Origin of the sequence: Sulfitobacter sp. HGT1, from assembly GCF_013282155.1 — a bacterium.
GTDB lineage: Bacteria > Pseudomonadota > Alphaproteobacteria > Rhodobacterales > Rhodobacteraceae > Sulfitobacter.
Map to the genome: position 1 here is coordinate 339,128 of NZ_BLWI01000008.1, position 24,274 is coordinate 363,401.

Genomic DNA, 24,274 nt, shown 5'->3' on the forward strand with positions numbered 1-24,274 from the left:
CTCCCCTTCATTTTGCCAAATAAACTCAAAATAACGCCATTGGCCTCACACGACCGGCCAAGGTTCGAAAAACCCCTGTTCAAACAAGGCCCCTTCCGTAGGCAGGGATTTAACGAACCCCGCCCGCTCCGAAAGCCGGCCAAACCACGCAGCCACCCTTGGATGGTCGTCGGTCCTGGCGAAAAACTGCCCCATGTAAACGGCCTGCCCGACCCCGATATCGGCAGCCGTAAACCCGCTGGACAGCAGATAATCCCGCCCCTCCAGACGCGCCTCAATGGCATCATAGCATTTCTTCACCCGTGCGGCTTCCAATTTCATCACAATCGGGCTGCGCATGGCATCATCGCGCAAGGCCACATGTTGCTGGGTCAGGGCTGCGCAATGCTGGCTGACGGTTTCCGCAAAATGCATCCAGACCAGCCACTGCTGGCGCTCCGGCGTGCCGGGCATCCGGCCCAGCCCCTCGGGGCTGAACCGCTCGCACAAATATTCGCCAATCGCGCCGGTCTCGAACATCGCCTCGCCGTCGATCTCAAGCGACGGCACACGACCCGCTGGCGAAATCGCCAGATAGGCCGGATCGCGCAGGGATTTGTCAAAAGGATGCACCACGACTTCAAACGGCACATCCAGTTCATGGAGCAACCACAGGCTGCGCATCGACCGGCTCTGCGGAACGTGGTGCAGGGTGATCATGCCGCGTCCGCCTCGGCTTCGGGCTCCAGCCGCACCAGCGCCGCCCCCGCTTCGACCTGATCGCCGGCCACGGCCAAGACCTCGGCCACAATCCCATCCCGCGCGGCCAGCAGGCTGTGTTCCATCTTCATCGCCTCCAGCACCGCCAGACGGTCGCCCTTGGCAACCGCTTGCCCCACAACAGCATCGACACTGCGCACCAGCCCCGGCATCGGTGCCTCGACCAGATTGCCATCGCCGTGGCCCCCGGCCGCACGGGCCAGCGGGTCGATCACCTCGAACACCAATCCGTAACCGTCAAAGACCGTGACCTGACCGTCCTTCACCGCAACAGCCGCTGCACTGTGCCCGCCGACCTGCCAGCCGCTGCCCGCACGCCGGGCCACAACCTCGGTCCCGTCGACCTGCCAAAGCTGTTCGCTTGGCGACAGCACCTGCACCTTCAACAGGTGATCCTCCCCGCCCCAGGTCAGACCGACCTGACGCACCAACGGCTGCCACAAGGTGAACCCCGTATCGCTGCCCGCGTGCAGCAGACCCAAAGCCGCCATGCCTGCCAGCGCCGCATGACGCGGCTGCACGTCGGGCGCGACAGTCAGGCTGTCGATCTCGCGGCCAATCAACCCGGTATCCACATCCCCCGCACCAAAGCCGTCATGCCCGGCCAGCGCGCCCAGAAACGCAAGGTTGGTAACAGTGCCGCCCACTTCGCAATTCTTCAAAGCCGAGCGCAGCTTGGACAGGGCAATTTCCCGCGTCGGCCCATGCACGATGATCTTGGCAATCATCGGGTCGTAAAACGGGCTGATCGTATCCCCCGCCCGCACACCGCTATCGGCACGGGCTCCGTTCTGGAACGCCAGATGGGTCAGCGTGCCTGTCGCAGGCAAGAAGCCTTTCGGCACATCCTCGGCATAAAGCCGCGCCTCGAACGCGTGGCCCTGAATGCCCAACGCATCCTGGCGCATCGGCAGGCTTTCCCCCGCCGCCACGCGCAATTGCCATTCGACCAGATCAACGCCGGTGATCGCCTCGGTCACGGGGTGCTCCACCTGCAACCGCGTGTTCATCTCCATGAAAAAGAACCCGTCAGGGCGCAGCCCGTCCGACCCGTCCACAATAAATTCGATGGTGCCCGCACCGGCATAGCCGATCGCCTCGGCCGCCGTCACCGCCGCCTGCCCCATGGCCTCGCGCATTTCAGCGGTCATGCCGGGGGCCGGCGCTTCCTCGATCACCTTCTGGTGGCGCCGTTGCAGCGAACAATCGCGCTCGAACAGATGCACCGCACGGGTGCCGTCCCCGAACACCTGCACCTCGATATGACGCGGCTTGGTCACGAATTTCTCGACCAGCACATCGGCATTGCCAAAGGCGGTTTTCGCCTCGGAGCGCGCACTGTCCAGCGCGGCCTGAAACCCGTCCGCCGCCTCGACCAGCCGCATGCCTTTGCCACCGCCACCCGCAACGGCCTTGATCAACACCGGATAGCCGATCTTGCCCGCCTCGGCCGCCAGCAGGGCATCGCCCTGATCGGCCCCGTGATAGCCCGGCACAACCGGTACACCTGCCTTTATCATCAAGGCCTTAGCGGCGTCTTTTAATCCCATCGCACGGATCGCCTTGGCCGATGGTCCGATAAACACCAACCCCGCCGCCTCGACAGCATCCACAAAATCGGGGTTCTCTGACAAAAACCCATAGCCCGGATGGATCGCCTGCGCGCCCGTGTCCAGGGCCGCCTGAATGATCACCTCACCACGCAGATAACTCTGCGCCGGGGCAGACCCGCCGATATGCACCGCGGTATCTGCCATCGCCACATGCTTGGCCGACCTATCCGCATCCGAATAAACCGCGACACAGCGCACGCCCATGGCTTGAGCCGTTTCCATCACACGGCAGGCAATCTCGCCCCGGTTCGCAATCAAAATTGTATCAAACATCACCCAATCCCCTTAAACCTTATCTTCATTTTGCCAGATAAACTCCGGGGGTCTGGGGGCTGGCCCCCAGCAAACCCTGCGTCTGGGGGCCGGCCCCCAGCAATCCCTCGCGATCACCGAAAAAGCTCCCATCAGGCGAAATCCTCAATCAGCTTGAACCGTTCACACATCAGCTTCATGTCTGGCTTGAACCCGCCGCTACGATGGAAATACGCCTCGTATTTTTCGCGCCAGTCGGCCAGATCGCGAAACTCGCCCTGCGCGGCGACAAATTCGGCGTCCATCTCGTTGAAACGACGGGTCGATACCTCGACCGTTTCGATCATAAAGGCAGGCGTGCCATCCCAGTTCAGCGCGATGTCGCGGCGGCCAATCTCGGGGTATGCATCCCCGCCCGCGCCATAGGCCGATGCGGCCTCGCAGGTGGCGGTCTTTTTGCCGGCCCGCACCAAGGCGATGATCTCGGCACATAGTTTCGGGTTGTCGCCAAAGCGGAATGTTTCCGCCTCCGGATTGGCATCGACGATCTGTTGTAATGTCTTTGTCATGGCGATCCCCTCACATCCGGAACACGCCAAAGCGTGTGTCCTCGATCGGTGCATTCAAACTGGCCCGCAGCGACAGCGACAGCACATCACGGCTTTTGCGCGGGTCGATCACGCCGTCATCCCACAGCCGCGCCGAGGCATAAAGCGGATGCGACTGTTCCTCGAACATATCGATCGTGGGCTGCTTGAACTTGGCCTCGTCTTCCGCGCTCCAGCTTTCGCCAGCCCGTTCAATCGCATCGCGCTTGACCGTGGCCAGAACCCCTGCCGCCTGCGCGCCCCCCATGACGGAAATCCGCGAATTGGGCCATGTCCACATAAAGCGCGGGGAATAGGCCCGCCCGGCCATGCCATAGTTGCCCGCACCGAATGACCCGCCCACCAGCATGGTGATTTTCGGCACGTTGGTGGATGCTACGGCAGTCACCATCTTGGCCCCGTGCCGGGCGATGCCTTCGTTCTCGTATTTGCGCCCCACCATGAAACCGGTGATGTTTTGCAAGAACACCAGCGGGATCTTGCGCTGCGAACACAACTCGACGAAATGCGCGCCTTTTTGCGCAGATTCCGAAAACAGGACCCCGTTATTGGCGATGATGCCCACAGGGCAGCCTTTGACATGGGCAAAGCCGCAGACCAGCGTTTCACCATAGCGCGATTTGAATTCGTCAAAGCGGCTGCCATCTACCAGCCGCATGATCACCTCGCGGATGTCGTAGGGCGTGCGCAGATCGGCGGGGACAACGCCCAGCATCTCGGCGGGGTCATAGGCGGGTTCCTCGCTGGGCTGCCATTGCACGGTGGCGGGTTTGGCACGGTTCAGCCCCGCCACGGCACGGCGCGCCAGCGCCAGCGCATGGGCGTCATCCTCGGCCAGATAATCGGCAACACCGGACAGACGGGTGTGCACGTCGCCGCCGCCAAGGTCTTCGGCGGTCACGACTTCGCCTGTCGCGGCCTTGACCAGCGGCGGGCCGGCCAGAAAGATCGTGCCCTGTTCCTTGACGATGATCGACACATCGGACATCGCCGGCACATAGGCCCCACCGGCGGTACACGACCCCATCACAACCGCGATCTGCGGGATGCCCTTGCCGCTCATCCGAGCCTGATTATAGAAAATCCGGCCAAAGTGGTCGCGGTCGGGAAAGACCTCGTCCTGATTGGGCAGGTTCGCGCCACCACTGTCGACCAGATAGATGCAGGGCAGATGGTTTTCCTCGGCGATTTCCTGGGCGCGCAGGTGTTTCTTGACGCTCATCGGGAAATAGGTGCCGCCCTTAACCGTCGCGTCATTGCACACGATCATGCAGTCGATGCCATGCACCTGCCCCACGCCCGCGATCACGCCCGCACAAGGGGCCGCCCCGCCATAAAGGCCGTGCGCCGCCAGCCCGCCAACCTCGAGGAAAGGCGATCCGGGGTCCAGCAGGTTCGCCACCCGTTCACGCGGCAGCATCTTGCCCCGGCTCTCGTGGCGGGCACGTGATTTTTCACCGCCCCCGAATGCAGCCGCCTCGGACGCTTCGCGCACGGTTTGCAACGCTTCAAGATGGGCGGCTTCGTTGGCTTTGAAGCCTTCGGATGAGGGCAGCGCCTGCGAGATCAGCTTCATGTGGGTCTCCTTGGGTGTATCAATTGGACAGCGGTCACGGGGTCTGCTCGCTTGTGGCAAGCGCTTTGAGGTCTTTGCGGATCACCTTGCCCGTCACGGTCATCGGCAGCGCATCCAGAAAGGTGATTTCGCGCGGGTAGGAATAGCTGGCCAGACGGGTTTTGCACCAGTCTTGCAGGGTTGCCGCGTCAACGCTGCTGCCGGTTTTGCGCACCACATAGGCCTTGACGATTTCGGTGCGCAGGGCGTCCGGTTTGCCCACCACACCGCAGGTCGCGACATCCGGATGGGTCAGCAGGCAGTCCTCGATCTCGGCGGGGCCAATGCGGTAGCCCGACGAGGTGATCACGTCATCCTCGCGGCCGACAAAGCGCAGATACTCGCCTTCCCAGATGCCGCGATCGCCGGTGATCATCCAGTCGCCGCGGAATTTTTCGGCCGTGGCTTCGGGGCGCTGCCAATAGCCCAGCATCATCGCCGCAGACCCACGCCGGATCGCGACATCGCCTTCGGCCAATGTGGGGGTGCCATCACTGTCGATCACCGCCACGTCATGGCCCGGCACGGCCTTGCCGATACAGCCCGCACGGGCCGCAAACCGCGCGGCGCAACTGGACGCGACCATGTTGCATTCGGTCTGACCATAAAATTCGTTGATCGTCAGGCCGAAGGCGCTTTGGCCCCATGCCAGCATCTCCGCGCCCAGCGGTTCACCGCCCGACGCGACCGAGCGCAAACCTGATATTTCGGCCCCCGCCGCCTTGAGCATCCGCAGCGCCGTTGGTGGAAAGAACACGTTGCGCACGCCGCCATCCGCGATGATGCGCGCGCAGTCTTCGGGCGAAAATTTGGGCAACCGCGCCGCGACCACGGGCACACCCAAGGCCAGCGCGGGCATCAACACGTCAAACAGCCCGCCGATCCATGCCCAATCCGCAGGGGTCCACAGGCAATCGCCTTGCGCGCCCAACACATCATGGCTCAGCGATACGCCGGGCAAATGCCCGGTCAGAACGCGGTGGCCGTGCAGCGCGCCCTTGGGGCTGCCCGTGGTGCCCGATGTGTAAATCAGCACCGCCGGATCGTCCGGGCCGGTATCGGCAAAGGGTACCGGATCGCCCGCGATGCCCACGGTTTGCGCCATCCATGCCTCGGCCAGATCATCCAGAAGATCGCGCCCTTCGGCGTCGGTCAGCACCAGCGTGATGCCGGCGTCCTGCACGCGGGATTTCAACGCGTCATACTTGAAGAGCTTGAACAAAGGCACTGAAATCGCACCAATTTTCCAGATCGCCAGATGGGCCGCCGCACACCACGGGCTTTGGCTAAGCAAGACCCCGACGCGGTCGCCCGCCCGCACGCGGGCCAGCAAGCTGCGCGCCAGACCATCGGCCATCCCGGACAGATCGCCATAGCTGACATCCCTGCGGACATCGCCCGTCAGATCAATAATCGCCGTGCGGCCTGCATCCTGCGCCAGACATTGCGCGGCCATGTTCAGCCGCGCAGGAATGTCCCACGCCCCCGACATATCCAGACCGGGCAAGGGGCCAGCCATCGCCTAGTCCCAAGGCTCGAGGATCAGGGCCTGTTTGGCGGTTTGCTGCATAAGACAGCTGACTGTCGCGGGTCCCTGCCCCGAACCACCGCCCCAAAGCGACGCCTCATAGGCGCAGGCCTTGTCCCGAAACGGAATCCACGCACGTTGCATGTCGCGCAGGGCTGTTGCCGCCCCCGGCAGGTCTTTCATCGACGCCGGGCGCTCGCCATCAAGCCGTTTTGCCTGTTCCATCGCCGCCTTGTAATGGCTGTTCAACAAACCATCCCAATAGGTGTACTCCCGGTTAAGACAGCCGCCCATGCCATAGGTGCTGTTGCCGCCGGGTGTATCTTCCATGCATTGCCCCGCCGATGCGCCAACGCAATTGATCTTTGCGCCATAGCTGTCGGCCTCTTCCAGACAGGTTTGCGTAACCCTGTCGGTATATTGCAAATCCTGCGCCATCGCGGGTGCGGCCAGCAGCGTCAGCACTGCAGCGAACCGGATCATGCCATTGCTCCCATCATCTCGCGGCCCACCAGCATGCGCCGGATTTCCGACGTGCCTGCCCCGATCTCCATCAGCTTAGCATCGCGGAAGATGCGCCCCACAGGGTTGTCGGACAGATAGCCCGCGCCGCCCATGGCCTGCACCGCCTGGTGCGCCTGTTTCATCGCCTCTTCGCTGGCATAAAGGCAGCAAGCCGCCGCATCCGCGCGGGTCACCTCGCCGCGATCACAGGCCTTTGCGACCTCGTAGACATAGGCACGGGCGGAATTCATCGCAGTGTACATATCGGCCATCTTGCCCTGCATCAGTTGGAAGCTGCCAATCGGCTGGCCGAATTGTTTGCGCTCGGCCATGTAGGGCATGATCTCGTCCAGACAGGCGGCCATGATCCCCAGACCGATGCCCGCCAGAACGACACGTTCGTAATCAAGCCCCGACATCAGAACACGCACGCCGCGCCCCTCTTCGCCCAAGACGTTTTCGAACGGGACTTCGACATCGTCAAATATCAGCTCGGCGGTGTTTGACCCGCGCATGCCCAGCTTGTCGAAATGCGGGCTGGTGGTGAAACCCTTCATCGATTTCTCGATCAGAAAGGCGGTGATCCCCTTGGACCCCGCATCGGGGTCTGTCTTGGCGTAAACCACCAGCGTATCGGCATCGGGGCCGTTGGTGATCCAGTATTTATTGCCGGACAAACGATAGTGATCGTTGCGCTTTTCGGCGCGCAGTTTCATCGACACCACGTCGCTGCCCGCCGATGGTTCAGACATGGCCAGCGCGCCGACATGGGTGCCCGCACACAGGCCCGGCAAGAATTTCGCCCGTTGTTCAGGTGTGCCATTCAGGCTGATCTGGTTGACGCACAGGTTGGAATGCGCCCCGTAAGACAGCGAAACCGAGGCAGAGGCCCGCGCGATTTCCTCGACCGCGACGGTATGCGCCAGATAGCCCATGCCGGTGCCGCCGTATTCTTCGCTCACGGTCATGCCCAGCAAACCAAGGCTGCCCATCTCTTCCCAAAGCTCGGCGGGGAATTCGTTTTTCAGATCAATGCCGGCGGCCATCGGTTTGACCCGCTCTTGCGCCCAACGGTGAACCATATCGCGCAGATCATTCACATCGTCGCCCAAATCGAATTTCATGCTGGCGTTGAACATGGACCCCTCCCAGAGTTTATTGAACAGTTGTTCATTACTTTACACCCTCAGAGGATTCGGTCAAGCAAATCCAAGTCGTATGGAACCCGATCCCCCGCGCCGCTGTTGTCACAGTGAACAAGTGTGAAAGGACGCGTTGAATATGGGTACGTCATTGAAGGAAGAATTCTGGGACCGGATCGAAGATATCCGCACAGGCATGTTGGGCACAAACACGGCACGTTCCGTCCCGATGAGCCATTATGTCGATGAGGATGCGAACGCGCTGTGGTTTATCACGGCCAAGGGCACCGATCTGGCGAAAACCGCACAGTCGGGTGTAGCGGCTGAATATGTCGTCATCAGCAAGGACGAACATCTGTATGCGCGCATTGATGGCAAGGTGCAGGCGGTGACAGACCCTGCCAAGCTGGACGAACTGTGGTCGGCAATCGCAGGCGCGTGGTTCGAGGATGGCCGTCAGGATGAAGACGTCCAACTGCTGCGCATGGACCTGACAGAGGCCGAGGTCTGGGCGACCGGTGGCAGCCTGTCCTTCCTCTATGAAATCGCCAAGGCCCATATCACAGACGAAAAACCCGACATGGGCCAGCATGGCACCCTCGGGTTCTAATCCGTTTATGCAAATCAAATGAAATCAGGGCGCTTTCATGCGCCCTTTTTTCATGCGCTAGGCCTGCTGGTAAACTGCGCTGACTTCCTCGCGGATGATGCGGGCGATCAGGGTGCAATCGTCAATGCTGAACGTCAGCGGCACCCGCATGTCGATCAACCCGGCCAGCACCGCATCGCTTTTGGGCAGCGGGTCAGACGGTGCATAACGCCAACTGTCATAGCGGCTGGTAAAGCCCAACGGCTCTGCCGCGCCGAACCATTTCAGCTCTACTCCGCGGGCCAGACAGCGGCGCAAGGCATCCCGCACCTTGTCAGCGGCCCAGCCTTGCAAGAGAAACTGGATCGACGATCCCACGATGCTTTCCCCCGCCGCCCGTTCGATCACGGTCAATCCGGGGGTGTGGCGCATTCCGGCCTCCAGAGTGAAATACCGCTCGTTCCAGCGTGCCACCTGCGCCTCAAGCTTGCGCAACTGGGGCCGCAACAGCGCCGCGCGCAGATTGTCCATGCGGCCTGATATGTTGGGGGTCTCGTATTTGATCCGGTCAAAGGTTTCTGGCGGCGGACCTGCCAGATGCTTTTCGTACAGCATGTAAGACCCCGACAACATGATCGCACGCGCGGCCATTTCGGCGTCATCGGTGACCAGCAGACCGCCCTCGCCCGCATTGACATGTTTGTAGGTCTGGCAGGAATAACACCCGATCGCCCCCTGCCGTCCCGAAGCCACGCCATTCCACGCGGCCCCCATGGTGTGGGCGCAATCCTCGATCACGGTGACGCCGGCGGCATCGCACATGGCCATCAGCGCATCCATGTCGCAGATATGGCCCCGCATATGGCTCAGCAGCAAAACTTTGGCCTGATCCAGCTTGCCCGCCAGATCGTCCAGATCAATGACCAGCCCGTCGGTCACATCAACAAACACCGGCTCGGCCCCGACGGCCGCAATCGCGCCGGGCACAGGGGCCAGCGTAAAGGCGTTCGACAAGACCTTGTCGCCCGGCTTTACCCCCACGGCGCGCAATGCCGTTGCCATCGCATAGCCACCTGATGCCACGGCCAGACAATATTTCGCACCGACCAATGCCGCGAATTCCTGTTCAAGCAACGCAGTTTCCGCGATTTCATCACCCGCAGTGTTATAGCGGTGCAACCGCCCGTGGCGCATCACCGCAACGGCGGCGTCAATCGCATCGTCGGGTATGGGCTCTTGCTGGGTAAAGCTGCCCTTGAACACCTCCATGCCCTTAGATGCCCCCGATCAAGGTCGGTACCAAGGCGGGCAAATGCGCATAGTCATGCAGCAACGCCTCGGGGTTGAGGGCGGCCATATCCTCGCCCGAGGGGCCGAAAGTCACGAGAATGCACGGCACACCGGCGGCGGCGGCGGTTTTGCGGTCGGTATTCGTATCGCCCACCAGACAGCATTGCGCAGGGTCGCCCCCCGCCCGCCGCGCGGTTTCGTACAGATGTTCAGGGTCGGGTTTGCGCACGGCCAGACTGTCGGCCCCCAACATCGCCCCGAAGGCATCACGAATGCCAAGCCGCGTCAGCAAGCTATGCGCCAGCCCTTCGGGCTTGTTGGTGCAGATCGCCACGCGGTAGCCTGCAATTTTCAACGCCTCGACCGCATCCATCGCACCGGGATACAAAACTGTATGTGTATCAATGTCTTGAGCATAAGCCTTGAGTAAGACAGGGTAATACCGGTCAATCGTCGCCTCGTCCTCGGCGCGGCCCAACCGTTCCATCCCCAGTCGCAGCATCGCGCGCCCGCCTTTCAAGGCTGTGCCCGCGTCATGGCGCGCATCCAGCAGATCGCCCGCGCCCATATCGCGAAAACAGGCGTTGGCCGCTGCAATCAAATCACCGCTGGTGTCTGCCAATGTGCCGTCCAGATCGAATACAACCGTTTTCATCGGCGTTCCTTTGCTTAGAGATGTTGCAGGCCGAAATCTTCTTTGATGCCCGCCAGACTTGCGCATAAACGCCAACAAGGTAAAGAGAGCCCAAGTCAATTTATTAAAGAGATTTTATATGGAAGTCGCACTGATCCTATTGGCCGCAGGCAAAGGCACGCGAATGCAATCGGATTTGCCCAAGGTTCTGCACCCCGTCGCGCATGCCCCTTTGCTGGAGCATGCGATGGCATCCGGTGCGGCCCTGTCACCTGCCCGAACAGTCGTCGTTGCAGGCCACGGTGCCGATCTGGTGCGCGCCGCCGCCGAAGCCTTTGATGATGAAGCTCAGGTCGTTGTCCAAGAGGAACAGCTGGGCACCGCACATGCCGTCGGTCAGGCCCGCGAAGCGCTGGCCGGCTTTGAGGGCACGGCGATTGTCCTTTATGGCGACACGCCTTTTGTACAGACAGAAACCCTCGAGGCGATGTGCGATGCCTTGCGCGAGAATGACGTTGTCGTGCTGGGGTTCAACGCCGCCGATCCCGCGCGCTATGGCCGTTTGGTGATGCAGGGCGACAGCCTGGACCGCATCGTCGAATTCAAGGATGCAACAGATGAAGAGCGCACCATAACCCTTTGTAATAGCGGCGTTGTTGCTTGCAATTCAGACCTGCTTTTTGATCTGATCGATGCGGTTGGCAACGACAACGCGTCCAAAGAATACTACCTGACCGACATCATCGGCATCGCACGGGCACGGGGCCTGAAAGCCACGGCCGTGACCTGCCCCGAGGCCGAGACGATGGGCGTGAATTCCCGCGCGGATCTGGCCGCCGCCGATGCCGCGTTTCAGGCGCGCGCCCGGGCTGCAATGCTGGAAGACGGCATTACCCTGATGGCCCCCGATACCGTCTATTTCGCACGCGACACCTATATCGGCCGCGACACGGTGATCGAACCCAATGTGGTTTTTGGCCCCGGTGTCACCATTGAATCCGGTGCCACGATCCGCGCCTTCAGCCATCTTGAGGGCTGCCATGTGTCGCGTGGCGGCGTCATCGGGCCCTATGCCCGCCTGCGCCCCGGTGCCGAACTGGCCGAAGACGTGCGGATCGGCAATTTTGTCGAAATCAAGAATGCCCAGATCGACGAAGGGGCAAAGGTCAACCACCTGAGCTATATCGGCGATGCAACGATCGGCGCGCGCGCCAACATCGGCGCAGGGACAATCACCTGTAATTATGACGGCGTGATGAAGCACCACACCCATATCGGCGCGAATGCCTTTATCGGGTCCAACACCATGCTTGTGGCCCCCGTCCATATTGGCAACGGGGCAATGACCGGGTCGGGGTCTGTTATTACATCCGACGTAGAAGCCGACGCTTTGGCACTGGCGCGTGCGCCCCAGGTTGAGAAACCGGGGATGGCGCGCAAATTGTTCGAAATGTTAAAGGCCAAAAAGGCAAAACAGCAGAGAGGCAGCTAATTATGTGCGGTATTGTAGGGGTCCTCGGGCAACACGAAGCAGCGCCCATCCTTGTTGAAGCATTGAAACGTCTGGAATATCGCGGCTATGACAGCGCCGGGATTGCCACGATCAACAATGGCCGTCTTGACCGCCGCCGCGCAGTGGGCAAGCTGGTGAACCTGTCGGATCTGCTGGTTCATGAACCGCTGGCTGGCAAGTCCGGTATCGGCCACACCCGCTGGGCCACCCATGGCGCGCCTTCGGTGACCAACGCGCATCCGCATCAGGCCGGCCCTGTCGCTGTCGTGCATAACGGCATCATCGAAAACTTTCGCGAATTGCGTGCCGAACTGGCGGCGCTTGGTGCCGAATTCGTCACGGAAACCGATACCGAAACCGTCGCCCTGCTGACACAGCACTATATGTCCCAAGGCATGGGTCCGGTCGATGCGGCCACCAAGACCCTCACGCGCCTGCACGGTGCCTTTGCCTTGGCGTTCCTGTTCGACGGCGAAGAAGACCTGATGATCGGTGCCCGCAAAGGTGCGCCGCTGGCCGTGGGCTATGGCGATAACGAAATGTATCTGGGCAGCGATGCGATCGCCCTGTCGCCGATGACCAACCGCATTACCTATCTCGAAGAAGGCGACCGCGCGGTCCTGACGCGCGGTTCGGTCGAGATCTTTGACGCCAATGGCGCGCGCGCCAATCGTGCGATCAAAACCATCAGCCTTGATACCACCCGCGTCGACAAAGCCGGCCACAAACATTTCATGGCCAAGGAAATCGCCGAACAACCCGGCGTGATCGGCGAAGCCCTGGGCCATTACATCAACGCCAAGGGCGAGATTTCCCTGCCCGACCCCGGGCTTGATTTCAACGCCTTCGACCGCATCACCATGGTTGCCTGTGGCACCGCCTATTACGCCTGCCTGACCGCAAAATACTGGTTCGAACAAATCGCGCGGCTGCCGGTCGAGGTCGATTTCGCCTCCGAATTCCGCTATCGCGAACCGCCGATCCCCGGCCGCACCCTTGCGCTATTCGTCAGCCAGTCCGGTGAAACCGCCGATACCCTTGCTGCCCTGCGCTATTGCGAGGGCAAGGCCGATAAAATCGCGTCCGTCGTCAACGTCACTGAATCCTCGATCGCCCGCGAAAGCGATCTGGCGCTGCCCATTCATGCAGGCGTCGAAGTCGGCGTTGCCTCGACCAAAGCGTTCACCTGTCAGTTGACCGTGCTGTTCCTGTTGGTCCTCAAGGCCGCCTATGAACGGGGCACCATCACCCAAGAACAACTGGCCGATCACGTGTCAGGCCTGCGGGCCATGCCCTCGCTGATCAACACCGCGCTCGAACAGAACTCGGCCATCCGCGATGCCGCCTACAAGCTGTCCTCGGCCCGCGACGTGCTGTTTCTGGGCCGTGGCGCGATGTTCCCCCTCGCCCTTGAAGGTGCGCTAAAACTAAAAGAAATCAGCTATATACATGCCGAAGCTTATGCATCAGGTGAGCTGAAACATGGCCCTATCGCCCTCATAGATGAAAACGTTCCAGTGGTCGTAATGGCCCCCAAGGACAACCTGTTCGATAAAACCGTCAGCAACATGCAGGAAGTCATGGCACGCAAGGGCAAGGTCATCCTGATCTCTGACCGCTCGGGCCTCGACGAAGCCGCCGAAGGCACCTGGGGCCAGATCGAAATGCCCCCCGTGGCCGATGCGCTTGCCCCGATCCTCTATGCGATCCCTGCGCAGTTGCTGGCCTATCACACCGCGATTGCAAAGGGCACGGATGTCGACCAGCCCCGCAATCTGGCCAAGTCTGTCACGGTCGAATAATGGCCAAGCAGTTCGACCAGATCAGCGACGACCACCGCGACTTCATTCAGGCGCAGCACATGTTCTTTTGCGGGACAGCGGCGGATGAAGGGCGGGTCAACATCTCTCCCAAAGGGATGGACAGCCTGCGGGTCCTGGGGCCGAACCGTATCATCTGGCGCAACATGACAGGGTCCGGCAATGAAACCGCCGGCCATCTGGCGCGGATCAACCGGATGACGCTGATGTGGTGCAGCTTTGGCGCGCGCCCGATGATCATGCGCGCCTATGGCACCGCACGGGCCGTGCACCCCCGCGATGCCGATTTCGCCCCCCTGCAAGCGATGTTCCCGCAGGCCCTTGGTGTCCGGCAAATCTATGATATGAGCGTCGACATGCTCCAGACAAGCTGCGGCTATGCAGTCCCGTTTTACGAACACAAGGCCGACCGCGACGTTCTCAAGAAATGGGCCGAGGACAAAGGCGCAGCTGCGATTGAAACCTATTGGGACGACCGCAACAGCACCACGATCGACGGCCTGCCCACCTTTATCACTCAGGATCCCCCCAATGCATGAGCCCTATTTGGCGCAACTGACAGCGCTTGCCGATCCGGAACGCGCGGCCCAGATGCTGGCCTATCACAAGATCGACCGGCCCTATCTGGGGGTGACCAACCCCGAAATAAACGACCTGACCAAAATCTGGCGGGCCGAACTGGATCTGGCAGAGCGCATCACCGTCGCCGATGCGCTATGGCAGACCGACATTTTCGAGGCCCGCGTCGCCGCCGCCAAACTGCTGACCCAGGCCCGCCTGCGCCCCGACGACGAAGCCGCCTGGCAGATGTTGCAAAGCTGGGTGCCCGACTTCGACAGCTGGGCCATCGCCGACCACGTCTGTATGGCGATCCAGAAGCGCCTGATCGCCGATCCCTCCCGCCTCGACACCGTCGAAAGCTGGACAACCTCGGATCAACTCTGGACAAAACGCGCCGCCCTTGTGGCAACCTTGCCCTGGACCAAACAAAACAACCCCAAACCCGAAGAACTCGCCGCGCGTGAACGCATTCTCGGCTGGGCGGCAGGGTATTTACCGGTCAAAAACGGCATCATGCAAAAAGCCATCGCCTGGTGGGTCCGCGACCTCAGCCGCCATGATCCGGCCCGCGCCCAAGCTTTCATCGACGAAAACAGCCACCACATGAAACCCTACGCCATCAAGGAAGCCTCACGCCACCTTCCCGCAGCCGAGCAAACCACCCCAGACGCCCCAAGCGCCTGATCCGTCTTCTCTGGCTCGAAAATATCCCGGGGGGCGCGGGGGGCTGGCCCCCCGCTCTTTCAAATAGTGATCGGGCTAAAAAAATCGGGGCGAAAGCCCCGTCATGTCTCTAAGGTCTCGGGCTCAGCGCCCCCCGATACTACAGACCCCGAGACTACCCCGTCGTTGACACTTCAACGCTGGTCAGATCCGTCAGCGAGGCCCCGATCAAGCGCAATGCTGACAAGGACATGCGGCTGCCCGCCGTGGGTGGCCCGTCAATCGGGATCAACATCACCGTGGATGACTTGCCCGTGGCGGGGTTGGTGACACGGCCCTGCATTTCAGTTTTCACCAGCGGCGTTTTCATCCAAAGACCGGGCTCTGTCGCACTGCCCAGCGATGCCACCGTCGTGCCCAACAGCCGCGCGCCTGCGGCCACCGGTGCCACGGCCGCTGCGCGCTGCGCGGCGGTGGTGGTATCCAATGCCTCGACCGTGCGGGCCGCGGGCGGCGGCGGGGGGGCCGATGTCACAGGGTCCAGCACGGTCTGCGCGACTTGGGCAGCCTCAGGCACAGCGGCGACTGCGGTTTCGGCGGGTGTGGCTGTCGCGTCACGCGCACCGGGCCATGCAAGGCCCAACCGTTCGGTCACCGTGCCGCACGCGGACACTCCCACCCCCATAGCGCAAAGAAGTACATATTGTTTCATGACCCAATGAATACCCCTCCCCACCTGCTGCTTCAATAACCTTATTCTCCCTTGCCCCGCGATGGGCCGATGTTTACCTATAGGGTATGAATGCACCATTGATTGACCCTTTCGCCCGCGCCATCACCTATCTGCGTGTCTCTGTCACAGACCGCTGCGATTTCCGCTGCGTCTATTGCATGTCCGAGAACATGAATTTCCTACCCAAAAAGGAACTTCTCACGCTCGAGGAACTGGACCGGCTGTGTAGCAATTTCGTTGACCTCGGGGTGCAGAAATTGCGCATCACCGGGGGCGAGCCTTTGGTGCGCAAGGGCATCATGACCTTCTTTGACAGCATGACCCGCCATCTGGATGCAGGCACGCTCAAGGAACTGACGCTCACGACAAACGGCAGCCAGCTGGAACGCTTTGCCGCTGACCTTTATGCCGCGGGCGTGCGGCGTGTGAATGTGTCGCTTGATACGCTGGACGACCAGAAATTCGCCGATATCACCCGCTGGGGTCGCCTGCCCCAGGTGTTGCGCGGCATTGATGCGGCGCAGGCTGCGGGGTTGCGGGTCAAGATCAATGCCGTTGCCCTCAAGGGGTTCAACGAATCCGAACTGCCCAGCATGACCGCATGGTGTGCTGATCGTGATATTGACCTGACCTGGATCGAAGTCATGCCGATGGGCGATCTGGGCAACGAGGACCGCCTTGGCCAATATTGGTCCCTCAAGGATGTGCGCAAATCCTACGAGGATCATTACACCGTCACCGATCTGGCGGAAAGTTCCGGTGGCCCTGCCCGCTATGTGCGGCTGGAAGAAACCGGCCAGAAGATCGGTTTCATCACGCCGCTGTCCCATAATTTCTGCGAAAGCTGCAACCGTGTGCGGATCACCTGCACCGGTGAAATCTTTATGTGTCTGGGTCAGGAAGACGTCGCGGACCTGCGCGCGCCCCTGCGCAACCACCCCGATGACGACGCGCCGTTGAAAGACGCCATTCGCGCGGCGATCAACCTCAAGCCCAAGGGCCATGATTTCGATTACTCCCGCCAAAAGCTCGACGGGCAGATGCCCCGCCACATGAGCCACACAGGCGGCTGACCCAGTCATGTCCGCCCCTTTTCTGTATCGCGCGTGGGTCGTCGCAAGCATGGGATTGGTCCCGTTCTTTGCGCGTTCCCAAACCGCCAAGCTGCGCGAACAAGGTGTGTCCGTCAGGCGCGCCCATGAAAAGCTGGGCCATGCCACCCAAGACCGCCAGACCTCGGGCCCGCTGATCTGGCTGCATGCCGCATCGGTCGGGGAAAGCCTGTCGGTGCTGGCGCTGATCACCCGCATGGGGCTGCTGTTGCCGCGCGCGCAGTTTTTGATCACATCGGGCACTGCCACATCGGCCAAGCTGGTGGCGCAACGCATGCCGCCGCGCACGGTCCATCAATTCGCCCCGCTGGATGCCCCCGGCCCGCTCAAGCGGTTCTTGCGACACTGGCGTCCCGATGCCGCGATCTTTGTCGAAAGCGAATTATGGCCGCAGATGCTGCGCCGGACCCATGCCACGGGCGCGAAAATGGCTTTGGTCAATGCGCGTTTGTCCGAAAAATCCGTCGCGACATGGCGCAAACATCCGAAGTTGGCCCGCTATCTGTTTGGGGTCTTCGATCTGATCCTGACCCAGAACGATGCGATGGCCCATAATATGGTCAGCATGCACGCCCCGTCGGATCGGGTGGCGCGGGGGATTAACCTCAAATCCATGGCAGGCCCCCTGCCCGTTGACGAGGACGCGCTGTTCGAGGCGCGCGCGGCACTTTTGCACCGCCCTGTCTGGGTCGCGTCCTCGACCCACGAGGGCGAAGAAAACGCAGTCTTGCACGCCCATCGGGCGCTGTTAAAGCAAGTCCCCGACCTGTGTCTGATCCTTGCCCCGCGCCATCCTGAACGCGGGGACAGTGTCGAAGCGTTGATCACCGACGCGGGCCTGACCTGCACCCGGCGCAGCCGTGGCGAAAAACCCGATGCTCAGGTCTATCTGGCCGATACGCTGGGCGAGCTGGGGCTGTGGTATGCGGTAACGGATATTGTGTTTCTGGGCGGATCGCTTTTGCCGATCGGCGGGCATAATCCTTTTGAGGTGGCCCAATCCGGTGCAGCCGTCTTGTCGGGCAGCCATGTGTCGGCCTTTGCCGAAACCTATGCCCAGCTTGAAACCGAAGGGGCGGCGCGGATTGTGACGGATGGCGCTGATCTGGCAGCGCAGGTTGGCATCTTGCTGTCGCAGCCCAAAGAGCGGGCCACCATGACCGATGCCGCAAAACGCTTTGTCGCGGGGCAAGAGGACCAGCTGGACGGGATCGCCACACGAATTCTGTCTGCCTTGGGGCTGAAAGAGTGATGAAACCAAAGCTGTTCGTCACCAATTTCAACAAGAATTTCACCGGCGTATCGGCCACGGCTGCCAATGTGATCCGCGCCCAGATGGGCCGTTATGATCTGACGCTTGTGGGCCGCCCCCTACCCGGTTGCCCCGATCCCGTCACCGTCAGGCAGGCCCGTGCAGCATCCGCCCGCGGGGCGATCTGGCATGTGCGGCGCAACACGGAAATGCGCGCCGCCCTTTGGGCCCGCGACATCCTGCGCCTGCCGATTAAAATCGTCTTTACCTCAGCGGCTCAACGCCGGCATTCGGCCTATCCGCGCTGGCTGATCAGCCGCATGGACGCCGTGATTGCCACGACCGACAAGGCCGCCAGTTTTGTGCCCCATGTCCGCGCGGTGGTGCCTCATGGCGTGGATACTGCCCTGTTTCACCCTGCCCCCGACCGCGCAAAGGCGTGGGCCGCGTTGGGATACGGCGGCAAGATCGGCATCGCCACCATCGGCCGCATTCGCCCCGAGAAGGGCACGGATCACTTTGTAAACGCGATGATTGATCTGTTGCCGGACCACCCCGATACGGTCGCCTTGGTTCTGGGCAAAGCGACCCGCGATCATCGGGCATTTCTTGCCAGCCTGAAAGACCGGATCAAAACCGCCGGCCTGACCGACCGCATCCTGTTTCCCGGCGAAATCCCTGCCCAGGACCTGCCCGCCGTGGTGCGCGGCCTGTCGCTGGTCGTGCAGCTTCCGCAATACGAAGGCTATGGCATGGTGCCGCTTGAAGCGATGGCATCGGCCGTGCCGTTTGTGGGCTATGAGGCCGGATATTACCGTGCCTTTAGCGCGCAGGGTCGCGCAGGTGTGATCGTTGACACACCATCGGCCGCCGCAATGGCCGCAGGGCAGATCCTTGCTGGCAAGGTTGACGCGATGGGCGATATCGCCCGCGCCCATGTATCGCAAAATTTCAGCGCCAAGGCCGAGGCCGACGGGATCGACGCCGTGTATCAGATGATTTGGGCGCAGGGTTAACCCCCGCGCCCAAAGCTTGACCTAGCCCATTGGCATCCGCTGTTCGGCAAGCCCTGCCCACCAGCTGCACCCTGCCGGAATCACGTCATCGTTGAAGTTGTACATCGGGTGATGCACCATCGCCGTGTCGCCATTGCCCACCAGAATATAGGCACCGGGGCGCTCTTCGAGCATAAAGGCAAAGTCTTCGCCACCCATTACCAGCGGGGCCTCGTCGCATTGACCTGAAATGCTGCGCGCCACATCAGCGGCGAATTCGGTCTGTTCGTCGTGGTTTACCATCACCGGATAGTTGCGGATGTAGTTCACCTTGGCCGTGGCCCCGAATGTCGCAGCGATACCTTCGCAAATCTCGGTCACGCGTTTTTCGGCCAGATCGCGCAGGTCGTTCGACAAGGTGCGCACGGTGCCCAGCAGATTGACCCGCTGCGGGATCACATTGAACGCCTTGGAGGACGATTCAATCGAGGTGATGGACACCACGATATTGCCAATCGGGTCGGCATTGCGGCTGACGATGGTTTGCAGCGCGGTGATCATTTGCGCGGTGACAACCATGGTATCAATCGTTTCGTTCGGCTTGGCGGCGTGACCGCCCAGACCTTCGACTTCGATCTCAAGCAAATCGGTCGCAGCAAAGAACGGGCCCGGACGGATGCCGAAGCTGCCTGCTGGCATGCCGGGCCAGTTGTGCATGCCGTACACTTCTTGGATGCCCCAGCGGTCCATCATGCCGTCTTTGCACATCTCGCGGCCACCACCGCCGCCTTCTTCGGCGGGCTGAAAGATCACCACAACAGTGCCGTCAAAATTGCGGGTTTCGGCCAGATATTGCGCCGCCCCCAGCAACATCGCCGTGTGGCCGTCATGGCCGCAGGCATGCATCGCGTTCGGTGTCTTTGACGCATATTCGACGCCGGTTTGCTCATGGATCGGCAGCGCGTCCATGTCGGCGCGCAGGCCGATGACCTTGCCCGATGTGGTGGCGTTGCCCTTGATCACCCCCACAACGCCGGTGCGACCAATGCCCTCGACGACTTCGTCACAGCCAAAGGCGCGCAGTTTTTCGGCGACCGTGGCAGAGGTGCGGTGGGTTTCAAACAGGATTTCAGGGTGTTCGTGCAGATCGCGGCGCCATGCGGTGATCTCGGGGTGAAGTTCGGCAAAGCGGTTCTTAACAGGCATGATAGGTCCTCGGTTGGGAGAATTGGGGCCGGGCGTGGGGCTGGATTACCCCGCGCTTGGCAATCGTGTTTCGACCATCTCGGCGAACCAGCTACAGCCGGCGGGGATGGCGTCGTCGTTGAAGTTGTACATCGGGTGGTGAACGGTGGCACCGTCGCCGTTGCCCAGCATGATATAGGCACCGGGACGTTTGTTCAGCATATAGGAAAAATCCTCGCCGGCCATGATCGGGGGCGTGTCGCGGTCCACGCCGGGGGTCACGTTTTCCGCAACTTGCGCCGCGAAATGGGTGTTGTCCTCGGCGTTGATGGTCACCGGATAGCCGCGGTCATAGGTTATATCCGCACTGCATTGATAGGCCGCACAGGTATGGGTCACAATCGCCTCAAGGCGTTCTTGGGCCAGATCACGAATCCCCGCGTCCAGCGTGCGCACCGTGCCGCGCAGACGCACGGTTTGCGGCAGGACATTGTGGCTGTCCGTGTCAGACCGCAGGGTGCAGACCGACACAACAACCTGTTTGATTGGGTCCACATTGCGGCTGGCGATGGATTGTAGGGCAATCACCACATGGGCGGCGGCAAGGTTGGTATCAATCGCCTCGTGGGGGGCGGCGGCATGGCCACCCTGCCCGGTGATCGTGATGTCGAATTCATCGGCAGCGGCCAGCAAGGCACCGGCGCGAATGGCAAATTCACCCACCGGATGGCCGGGCATGTTATGCAGCCCGTAAACCTCATCGATGGACCAACGCTCCATCAGGCCCTCTTCGACCATGACATTGCCCCCGCCGCCGCCTTCTTCGGCAGGTTGAAAGATCAGCACCGCGCGGCCATCGAAATTGCGTGTCTCGGCCAGATATTGCGCCGCCCCCAGCAAGATCGCCGTGTGCCCGTCATGACCGCAGGCATGCATCTTGCCCGGATGGGTCGAGGCATAGTCCAGCCCCGTTGCCTCGGTGATGGGGAGCGCGTCCATGTCGGCGCGCAACCCGATGGTGCGGCCCGAATTGTTGGTTTTGCCTTCGATCACCGCGACGATTCCCGTTTCGGCGATGCCCGTGGTGATGTCCGTGATGCCAAAGCTGCGCAGTTTTTCAGCCACGAACGCGGCGGTTTTGGGCAGGTCGAACTGCAGTTCTGGGATCGTGTGCAGGTGGCGACGCCATGCGGTGATATCGGCATGGGTCTCGGCAAAGCGATTCTTGATCGGCATAGGATGCTCCGGTACTAAATTCAGACACTGGGGCCCAAGACGATTGGGCTGCCGTCGCTAAAGCGCGACAGGCGAAATCTGGTCAGATCATGCCCTACATCGCCGCCAGTTGCCAGTGCAGCCAACACGCGCCCCATCCCCGGCCCGATGCCAAACCCGTGGCCCGACATGCCTGTGCCGATGGTAAGCCCCGGCAAACTGGGCACGTGATCCACCACGGGCACAATATCGGGCATGGTATCAATCATGCCTGCCCATGCCGCCTTGAGACGGATTGGCGGCAGATCAGGGAAAAGTGCTGCAAAATTGCGCAAAAGCCGGTTGACCTTGCCCATATTCGGGGCCGGATCCAGAATGCGCATCACTTCGAAAGGCGATGTCTCATCCCCGCGCCACTTGCGTCTGGTGCCCCATGCATCGGGGAACCCTTTTGGCGCAAAGGGGCGCAACACCTGCCCAAAGGGATCGGCCCTGAGCTGGGTGAGGTACTGCGGAAAATTGCGAAAGGCATCAGGCCCGATGAACAATTCCGGCGCACCCGGAGGGGCCAGCGTATAGCCGCCATCCTCGCGGCGTCTGAACGCCACTTTGGGATTTGCAGCCGCCCCTGCATAAATTTCAGGCAAAGGTTCGGTCGCCGCCACGGTTTCACGCACGGAAAGCTGGGGGATGCTGACCCCGTGATTGCGCAAGAACAGGGACGACCAGGCTCCGCCCGCCAGGACCACCTGCGATGCCATGATGCGACCGTTTTCGGTGATCACGCCTGCCACACGGCCCGCCGCAATATCCAACGCGCGCACGGCACAGTTCTCCACGATCTGCACCCCTTCGCGCGCTGCAATCGCGGCCAAGGCGGGTACCGCGACCCAGGGTTCGGCCCGCATATCCGATGCCGTGACCAAGGCCCCGAGCGCCGGTGTCGCCATGCCCGGAAACATCGCGGCGGTTTGGGCCGCGGACAGAATCTGGCTGTCGACACCATTGGCACGCGCATGGGGCAACCATGCCTCGTACCCCGCAAGCTGGCTGGCTTTGCCTGCGAGATAGGCAATGCCGCCCTGGCGCAGGCCGATGTCGATATTGGTCTGGCCTGCCAGTTCATGCCAAAGGCGCTGCGCCTCGGCCATGATCGGCATTTCATCGGGGTCGCGGCCCTGCTGGCGGATCCAGCCCCAGTTGCGGCTGGATTGTTCGCCCGCGATGCGGCCCTTTTCCAGCAGGATGACGCGGTGGCCGTCGCGGGCCAGAAACAGGGCGGTACAGACGCCGATGATGCCGCCGCCGATGACCACCATATCGGCCTGATTGTCGTGCGGACCGGGATAGGTGACGGGGGTCGTGGTGTTGATGGGAAACTGCATGATCTGCGGGTTCAGTCCGGGGTTTGGCCGGGTTGGGGGCCAGCCCCCGGTGCCGCGCTGCGGCCCCTCCCCCGGGATTTTGCTCCATTTGGAATTAAGGAAATGGGGAGGGTTGCCAGTGTCATTTCACCCGTGTCATTTCAACCGTTCGATCAGGTCGCGCATGAACTGGTGTCCGGCCTCGAACTGGGAGATTTCGATATATTCATTGGGCTGATGCGCCTGCGCGATATCACCCGGCCCGCAGATCACAGCGCTATAGCCTGCGTCCTGGAACTGGCCGGCTTCGGTGCCGTAGCTGACCTTGTGACTGGCGTTGTCACCGGTGATCTGGCGTACAAAGGATTCGGCAAGACCGTCCTTTTCCGGTTGCAAGGCGGGCACGTCGAAACGCGGGGTGACTTCGATATAGGTTTCCGGCACGACTTCTTGCATCTGCTTTTCGACTTCGCGCACCTTTTTCAGATAGGCGGTGCCCCAAGCGTTTTTGTCTTCGCCCGGCACGACGCGGAAATCCATTGCGAAATAGCAGTCTTTGGCGGTGATGTTATGGGCGGTGCCGCCTGAAATCTGGCCAACGTGGCAGGTGGTAAAGGGCGGATCGAACATCGCGGCCAGATCAGAGGGCTTGCGCGCGAAGTTTTCGGTGTTCATTTCGTTGGCCCATTCGACCAGCTTGGCCCCTGCCATGATCGCGTTCACGCCGGTGTGCATCAGGGAGGAATGAACTTCGAAGCCGACCACATGGGTGTTGAAACCGCAGCCGCCCTTGTGCCCCGTGACCGCCTGCATCGTCGAGGGTTCGCCCACGATCACCAGATTGCCCTTGGGCAGCACCGGTTGCATGGCTTTGATCATCGGGGGCGCACCGGTGCAGCCGACTTCCTCGTCAAAGCTGAGGGCGATTTGCAAGGGCCGTTTGATATCGCTGTATTTCGCCTCGACCATGGCCCAGATCGCCATGGCGTCGAACCCTTTCATGTCGCAGGTGCCGCGCCCGTAGTAGCGGCCATCGCGTTCGACCACGGTGAAGGGGTCGGTGTCCCACGGCTGGCCGTCAACGGGCACCACATCGGTATGGCCCGACAGGACAACAGCCCCTTCGACCCACGGGCCGACATGGGCAAACAGCGCATGTTTGGGCTGGTCGGGGTCGATGTAGCGGTGGCTGTCGATGCCGTGGCTTGCCAGATAATCGGCGACCCAGTCGATCAGGGGTATGTTCGTATCCCGCGAGACTGTGGGAAAGCTGATGAGCTTTTCCATGAGTTCAAAGGGGGTCATGCGTTCTGCCATGGGGGCGATC

General features: G+C 61.5%; 22 protein-coding genes. 8 read left to right on the forward strand and 14 right to left on the reverse strand.

Annotated features, from left to right (window positions below; translation table 11 throughout):
- Nucleotides 1-45 precede the first annotated feature (45 nt).
- From HGT1_RS07910 to HGT1_RS07940, 7 genes are all read right to left on the reverse strand, one after another.
- Entirely contained in the window at nt 46-699 is a 654-nt protein-coding gene (locus tag HGT1_RS07910) for a glutathione S-transferase family protein (protein WP_176249382.1), read from the reverse strand.
- A complete protein-coding gene (locus HGT1_RS07915; protein WP_176249383.1) occupies nt 696-2,645 on the reverse strand; it encodes an acetyl/propionyl/methylcrotonyl-CoA carboxylase subunit alpha in 1,950 nt (649 codons plus the stop codon). The genes HGT1_RS07910 and HGT1_RS07915 overlap by 4 nt, the downstream gene beginning before the upstream one ends.
- A gap of 131 nt (nt 2,646-2,776) precedes the next feature.
- A complete protein-coding gene (locus tag HGT1_RS07920; RefSeq protein WP_176249384.1) occupies nt 2,777-3,193 on the reverse strand; it encodes an ASCH domain-containing protein in 417 nt (138 codons plus the stop codon).
- Between the two features lie 10 nt (nt 3,194-3,203).
- Nucleotides 3,204-4,808, reverse strand: coding sequence for a carboxyl transferase domain-containing protein (locus HGT1_RS07925; RefSeq protein WP_176249385.1), 1,605 nt, complete (start codon nt 4,806-4,808; stop codon nt 3,204-3,206).
- A 34-nt stretch (nt 4,809-4,842) separates the two neighbouring features.
- Nucleotides 4,843-6,366: an AMP-binding protein gene (locus HGT1_RS07930; protein WP_176249386.1), complete on the reverse strand. Its 1,524-nt coding sequence runs from the start codon at nt 6,364-6,366 to the stop codon at nt 4,843-4,845.
- 3 nt (nt 6,367-6,369) lie between these two features.
- Nucleotides 6,370-6,858, reverse strand: a complete 489-nt coding sequence (locus HGT1_RS07935; protein WP_176249387.1) for a lysozyme inhibitor LprI family protein — start codon at nt 6,856-6,858, stop codon at nt 6,370-6,372.
- Nucleotides 6,855-8,018 (reverse strand): isovaleryl-CoA dehydrogenase, encoded by a 1,164-nt coding sequence (locus HGT1_RS07940; RefSeq protein WP_176249388.1) that lies wholly within the window; start codon nt 8,016-8,018, stop codon nt 6,855-6,857. The genes HGT1_RS07935 and HGT1_RS07940 overlap by 4 nt, the downstream gene beginning before the upstream one ends.
- 142 nt (nt 8,019-8,160) lie before the next feature.
- On the opposite strand from HGT1_RS07940, the gene HGT1_RS07945 reads away from it, so the two are divergent.
- Entirely contained in the window at nt 8,161-8,631 is a 471-nt protein-coding gene (locus HGT1_RS07945; RefSeq protein ID WP_176249389.1) for a pyridoxamine 5'-phosphate oxidase family protein, read from the forward strand.
- A gap of 57 nt (nt 8,632-8,688) precedes the next feature.
- Here the strand turns inward: HGT1_RS07945 and HGT1_RS07950 are convergent, their stop codons facing one another.
- Together HGT1_RS07950 and HGT1_RS07955 are read right to left on the reverse strand one after the other, a co-directional pair.
- Nucleotides 8,689-9,879, reverse strand: coding sequence for a DegT/DnrJ/EryC1/StrS aminotransferase family protein (locus tag HGT1_RS07950; protein WP_176249390.1), 1,191 nt, complete (start codon nt 9,877-9,879; stop codon nt 8,689-8,691).
- 4 nt (nt 9,880-9,883) lie between these two features.
- A complete protein-coding gene (locus HGT1_RS07955) occupies nt 9,884-10,555 on the reverse strand; it encodes an HAD-IA family hydrolase (protein ID WP_176249391.1) in 672 nt (223 codons plus the stop codon).
- A gap of 118 nt (nt 10,556-10,673) precedes the next feature.
- On the opposite strand from HGT1_RS07955, the gene glmU reads away from it, so the two are divergent.
- The 4 genes from glmU to HGT1_RS07975 are packed head-to-tail and all read left to right on the forward strand — an operon-like array spanning nt 10,674 to nt 15,112.
- Nucleotides 10,674-12,026, forward strand: coding sequence for a bifunctional UDP-N-acetylglucosamine diphosphorylase/glucosamine-1-phosphate N-acetyltransferase GlmU (glmU, locus tag HGT1_RS07960; RefSeq protein ID WP_176249392.1), 1,353 nt, complete (start codon nt 10,674-10,676; stop codon nt 12,024-12,026).
- 2 nt (nt 12,027-12,028) lie between these two features.
- Entirely contained in the window at nt 12,029-13,849 is a 1,821-nt protein-coding gene (gene glmS, locus HGT1_RS07965) for a glutamine--fructose-6-phosphate transaminase (isomerizing) (RefSeq protein WP_176249393.1), read from the forward strand.
- A complete protein-coding gene (locus tag HGT1_RS07970; protein ID WP_176249394.1) occupies nt 13,849-14,406 on the forward strand; it encodes a pyridoxamine 5'-phosphate oxidase family protein in 558 nt (185 codons plus the stop codon). The genes glmS and HGT1_RS07970 overlap by 1 nt, the downstream gene beginning before the upstream one ends.
- On the forward strand, nt 14,399-15,112 hold the full coding sequence (locus tag HGT1_RS07975) for a DNA alkylation repair protein (protein WP_176249395.1): 714 nt from the start codon (nt 14,399-14,401) through the stop codon (nt 15,110-15,112). The genes HGT1_RS07970 and HGT1_RS07975 overlap by 8 nt, the downstream gene beginning before the upstream one ends.
- A gap of 154 nt (nt 15,113-15,266) precedes the next feature.
- Here HGT1_RS07975 and HGT1_RS07980 read toward each other — a convergent pair whose 3' ends face one another.
- Complete coding sequence (locus tag HGT1_RS07980; protein WP_255200136.1) at nt 15,267-15,764, reverse strand: hypothetical protein; 498 nt, start codon at nt 15,762-15,764, stop codon at nt 15,267-15,269.
- A gap of 125 nt (nt 15,765-15,889) precedes the next feature.
- Here HGT1_RS07980 and moaA point away from each other — a divergent pair, with 125 nt between their 5' ends.
- Genes moaA through HGT1_RS07995 form a run of 3 tightly spaced genes read left to right on the forward strand, consistent with a single transcriptional unit; the run spans nt 15,890 to nt 19,204 of the window.
- Nucleotides 15,890-16,897: a GTP 3',8-cyclase MoaA gene (moaA, locus tag HGT1_RS07985; protein ID WP_176249397.1), complete on the forward strand. Its 1,008-nt coding sequence runs from the start codon at nt 15,890-15,892 to the stop codon at nt 16,895-16,897.
- Between the two features lie 7 nt (nt 16,898-16,904).
- The gene (locus tag HGT1_RS07990; RefSeq protein WP_176249398.1) at nt 16,905-18,188 is read left to right on the forward strand and encodes a 3-deoxy-D-manno-octulosonic acid transferase; all 1,284 of its coding nucleotides are present in this window, start codon (nt 16,905-16,907) and stop codon (nt 18,186-18,188) included.
- The gene (locus HGT1_RS07995; RefSeq protein WP_176249734.1) at nt 18,188-19,204 is read left to right on the forward strand and encodes a glycosyltransferase family 4 protein; all 1,017 of its coding nucleotides are present in this window, start codon (nt 18,188-18,190) and stop codon (nt 19,202-19,204) included. The genes HGT1_RS07990 and HGT1_RS07995 overlap by 1 nt, the downstream gene beginning before the upstream one ends.
- Before the next feature lie 21 nt (nt 19,205-19,225).
- Here HGT1_RS07995 and HGT1_RS08000 read toward each other — a convergent pair whose 3' ends face one another.
- The 4 genes from HGT1_RS08000 to argE all read right to left on the reverse strand — a co-directional run bounded on the left by HGT1_RS08000 (nt 19,226) and on the right by argE (nt 24,264).
- Nucleotides 19,226-20,389, reverse strand: a complete 1,164-nt coding sequence (locus tag HGT1_RS08000; protein ID WP_176249399.1) for a M20 aminoacylase family protein — start codon at nt 20,387-20,389, stop codon at nt 19,226-19,228.
- A 45-nt stretch (nt 20,390-20,434) separates the two neighbouring features.
- Nucleotides 20,435-21,604, reverse strand: coding sequence for a M20 aminoacylase family protein (locus HGT1_RS08005; RefSeq protein ID WP_176249400.1), 1,170 nt, complete (start codon nt 21,602-21,604; stop codon nt 20,435-20,437).
- A 20-nt stretch (nt 21,605-21,624) separates the two neighbouring features.
- The gene (locus HGT1_RS08010; protein WP_176249401.1) at nt 21,625-22,968 is read right to left on the reverse strand and encodes an FAD-binding oxidoreductase; all 1,344 of its coding nucleotides are present in this window, start codon (nt 22,966-22,968) and stop codon (nt 21,625-21,627) included.
- A 135-nt stretch (nt 22,969-23,103) separates the two neighbouring features.
- Nucleotides 23,104-24,264: an acetylornithine deacetylase gene (argE, locus tag HGT1_RS08015; RefSeq protein WP_176249402.1), complete on the reverse strand. Its 1,161-nt coding sequence runs from the start codon at nt 24,262-24,264 to the stop codon at nt 23,104-23,106.
- Nucleotides 24,265-24,274: the final 10 nt, after the last annotated feature.